Origin of the sequence: Streptomyces sp. NPDC058534, assembly GCF_042717365.1 — a bacterium.
Taxonomy (GTDB): Bacteria; Actinomycetota; Actinomycetes; order Streptomycetales; family Streptomycetaceae; genus Streptomyces.
The window spans coordinates 93,755-97,329 of record NZ_JBHXNW010000027.1; the positions used below are offsets into that span (position 1 = coordinate 93,755).

Annotated in this window: 4 protein-coding genes; 3 read left to right on the top strand and 1 reads right to left on the bottom strand. The window is 73.9% G+C overall.

Translation table 11 applies throughout. The features are described from left to right. Positions 1–172 precede the first annotated feature (172 nt). Positions 173–1,120, bottom strand: a complete 948-nt coding sequence (locus ACFWR9_RS18655; RefSeq protein WP_383843074.1) for an SCO0930 family lipoprotein — start codon at positions 1,118–1,120, stop codon at positions 173–175. 778 nt (positions 1,121–1,898) lie between these two features. On the opposite strand from ACFWR9_RS18655, the gene ACFWR9_RS18660 reads away from it, so the two are divergent. The 3 genes from ACFWR9_RS18660 to ACFWR9_RS18670 all read left to right on the top strand — a co-directional run bounded on the left by ACFWR9_RS18660 (position 1,899) and on the right by ACFWR9_RS18670 (position 3,530). After that, entirely contained in the window at positions 1,899–2,030 is a 132-nt protein-coding gene (locus tag ACFWR9_RS18660; RefSeq protein ID WP_307016582.1) for a hypothetical protein, read from the top strand. A gap of 16 nt (positions 2,031–2,046) precedes the next feature. Beyond that, positions 2,047–2,811 carry a DUF4239 domain-containing protein gene (locus tag ACFWR9_RS18665; RefSeq protein WP_383843059.1) on the top strand — a complete coding sequence of 255 codons (765 nt, stop codon included), beginning with the start codon at positions 2,047–2,049 and terminating at the stop codon, positions 2,809–2,811. Positions 2,812–3,002: 191 nt separating this feature from the next. Then, positions 3,003–3,530 carry a hypothetical protein gene (locus ACFWR9_RS18670; protein WP_383843062.1) on the top strand — a complete coding sequence of 176 codons (528 nt, stop codon included), beginning with the start codon at positions 3,003–3,005 and terminating at the stop codon, positions 3,528–3,530. Positions 3,531–3,575: the final 45 nt, after the last annotated feature.

A 3,575-nucleotide genomic window follows, 5' to 3' on the forward strand; every position in this document is an offset into this window, starting at 1 on the left:
GCTCCCGCGGCGGCCAGCGCGAGTGCTCGCTGCGCAGAGCGACCCGCCCCCCCCCCGCCCCCCCCCGCGCCGCCCCGCGCCCCCGCCCCCCCCCCCCCCCCCCCCCCCCCCGCTCTGAGCGCGGTCGTTCTGAGCGCGGTCGTTCTGAGCGCGGTCGTTCTGAGCGCGGTCGCTACTTCTTCGGCGCGCCGACCGGCTTCCCGTCGGGCTTGACGGCGTACCAGGTGCCGCCGACGCCCTGTCCGTTGGTGTCACCGGCCTCCTTGTCGCCGGCGAAGGTGTAGATCGGCCAGCAGTCGATCGTCTGCTGGGCGGCGCCGTCGGGCCGGGTGAAGCTCATCAGGCCCTTCTTCTCCACGCCCTTGGTGTCGTTGGCCTCGACGGGCGCCACCACCGGCCACTTCTCCAGGCAGGCGCCGGTGCACGCCGACACGGGCTTCGGCCAGGCCTCGTCCTTCATGAAGCGGTAGACGGTCATGCCGTTCTTGTCGACGACGATCTCGCCGAGCTTCGGATCCTCGCGGGTGGAGAGTCCGGCCTGGTCGGCCGCCTTGGCCTTCTTGCCGTCGGCGGCGAGCGCGAACCACTTGCCGCCGACGCCCTGGCCCTTGGCGTCGCCCGCGGCGGCGTCCTTGGCGTAGCGGTACGCGGGCCAGCCGCCGATCGTCAGCTGCTTGGTGCCGTCGGGGCGGGTGACCTCGCCGAGCAGAGCCTTGTCGATGCCCTCGCCGGCGAGGGCGTCGTCCGCGGCCACCGGCGGCCAGGCGGTGGCGCAGTCGTTCTCGCAGGTCGTCTTGGGCGGCTTGGCGGTGTCGGCGTCGAAGCGGTAGAGGGTGTGGCCCGCTCCGTCGGTCACCAGCTCGCCGATCTCGGCGTTCGTGGACACGGACAGCTTGCCCGCGGGCTCCGGCGCGCTCGCCGAACCCTGGGGCTTGGCCGAGCCGTTGCCGATTCCGTCGCCTGCCCCCGCCCCGATGTCGCCGACGTCGCCGGGCGCGGCCGTGGCGCCCACGTTCTGGCTGCCGGTGGCGCCGCCGCCGTCCTGGCCGCACGCCGTCGTCAGCGCCAGCACCACTGCGGCGCTCGCCACGAGTGAGGCGCTCCGCCAGGAGGTCTTCATCGTCAATCCCCGATCATCGCGAAGGTGTTGCGGCTCCCGTCCGGGCCGCCGCACGACACTGGGTACGCACGGGGGTGCCGGTTGTGTTCAACGGGGCGCGGGATTCTTTCCGGCCGCCGCCGCGCGCCGTCGTCGTACACGGGTGGTCGTACACGGGTGGTCGTACACGGGTGGTCGTACACGGGTGCGGGGTCCGGCGCGGGCGGGCCGGCGAAGGTCAAACCGCTGGTCGGCCGGTGTCCCTCCTTCGGGGCAATCACCGGGCACTCGGGCGTGGCGCGGTGCGGCAGGCTCCATGATCTGCGTCGTGCATGGACCCGAACCGACCCGATCCGCCGCTGCCGGACGGGTGTTGGCCCTGGTGACGCTGACGTTCACGCTCGTCGGCGTGCCGGTCGGCCCGGCGCAGGCGGACGCCTGCGCCTACGTGTCGACCGGACCGGGCGGTACCGACGCGGTGGCGGTGGCCGGGAGCGCCTCCTGGCCCACCTTCCCGCCGTGCCCCAGCCCCTCACCGCCGCCGAAGCCGACCCCCGCACCGACACCGACCCCGACTCCCGAGCCTCCGCCCGCGAAGCCCACTCCCCCACCACCCCCCGCGCCGAAGCCCCCGCCGCCCCAACCCGCGCCCAAACCGGAACCGCCGCCACCACCCCCGCCGCGACCGGCCCCCGTACGGCCCACGCCGACACCGAGCCCCACCCCCAGGCCGGCCCCTCCCCCTGCGCCCGCCCCCTCCCCGTCGGCCACGCCCACGCCCCGCCCGTCGCTGAGTCCGGTGCACTACCCGCGCCATCGCGCCGCCCGGCCGGCGCAGCGGTCCTCGCGCGGGGCCACGTCGCCGCTCGTCTTCGTCCTGCTCATCACGGTGCCCGCGGTGGTCGCCGTCGCCGCGCTCCGTGCGCGCTGAATCCTGGAGGCATCTCTTGCCGGAATGGCTTGTTCTCACCCTCGCGATGCTGGCCGCCTGCGCCGTGGTGGTCGTCATCACCCTCCTACGGCACCGCACGGCGTCCGACGACGAGGACATCACCGAGACCCCGGACGTCATCGAGTACATGACGATGTGGATCGGGGTGGTGTACGCCATCGTCCTGGGCCTGGCCATCGCCGGTGTCTGGGAGGCGCGCAGCGCCGCCGAGGACAACGTGCAGACGGAGGCCGTCGCGCTGCACGAGATCTCGGAACGCGTCCGGTCCTATCCGCCCGACGTCCGTGACCGCATCCGGGAGGATGTCAACGCCTATGTCGGACACGTCGTCACCACCGAGTGGAAGGCCATGGCCGACCGCGGCGAGGTGACCGACCGCGGCACCGAGCTGCTCGACCGGGTCCGTGCGGACGTCACCGACTACGAGCCGAGGTCGGACTTCGAGGCCCAGGCGTACCAGCCGCTGGTGGACCAGGTGGCCGCGGCGGACCAGGCCCGCAGCGGCCGCGCGCAGTCGACGGGCGAGACCATGCCGGGGGTGGTGTGGTTCGGGCTGATCGCCGGGGGCGTCATCACGATCGGGATGGTCTTCGCCCTCCAGATCCGGCGCACGACGCGCGAGCTGGTCCTCGCCGGTCTGTTCTCGGCGCTGATCGCCTTCCTGCTCTTCCTCATCTGGGACTTCGACGCCCCCTTCAGCCGGGGGGTCGCCGCGTCGACCGATCCGTTCCTGAGTCTCTTCCCCGACGTGAAGGGCTGAGCCGGGCCAGGGGGCGTCGAGGCGTCCGACACGCCGTCACCGTCCCCTGAGCGGCCCACAAGGTTGCCCCATTCGCGCTACTGAGATCGCGTCCGCGCGCCCCGTTTCCTAGCGTTTCGGACATCGAGGTGCGTTTCTGGCGCGAGCGGAACAGGTCCGCCGCCGCTCCTCGGGGACCCGGAGGATTCACCATGCGCGCGATACCCGTCGCCTCGGTCGCACTGCTGGGGGTCGCCGCCCTCTCCGCCTGCGTACCGGCCGGGGCCGCCGTGGGCGGACACGACTCGACGTTCGGCTTCACCGTCACCCCCGCGACCGTCGCCCCCGGCGACGAGGTCACGCTGGGGGTGGGCCGCACCGACGCCGGCTGCCGCGGACGGGTCACGGCCACGTCGCCGGTGTTCGACACGGTGACCATCCCGCGGGACGACTACTGGGCGACGGCGCAGGTTCACCGCGACGCCCGGCGCGGGGCGGTCTACCAGGTGACGTTCGCCTGCATGAACAGGACCGGCACCGTGGACCTGACCATCGCGGGCGGCGGCTCGCACCACTGGACGCCCGAGCCCCACCACCCCAAGGGCGTGCACGCCGGCGAGGGCGGCAGCGTCGCCGGGCTCGACGTGCAGCAGATCGGGCTGGGCGCCGCGCTCGTCGTGGGCTCGGTGGGCGTCGCGTACCACCTCTCGCGCCGCCGCTCCGGCGGGGACGGCGCCTGATCCCTCCGCCCCGCGCGCACGGCGCTTCGCCCCGGACCCTCACCG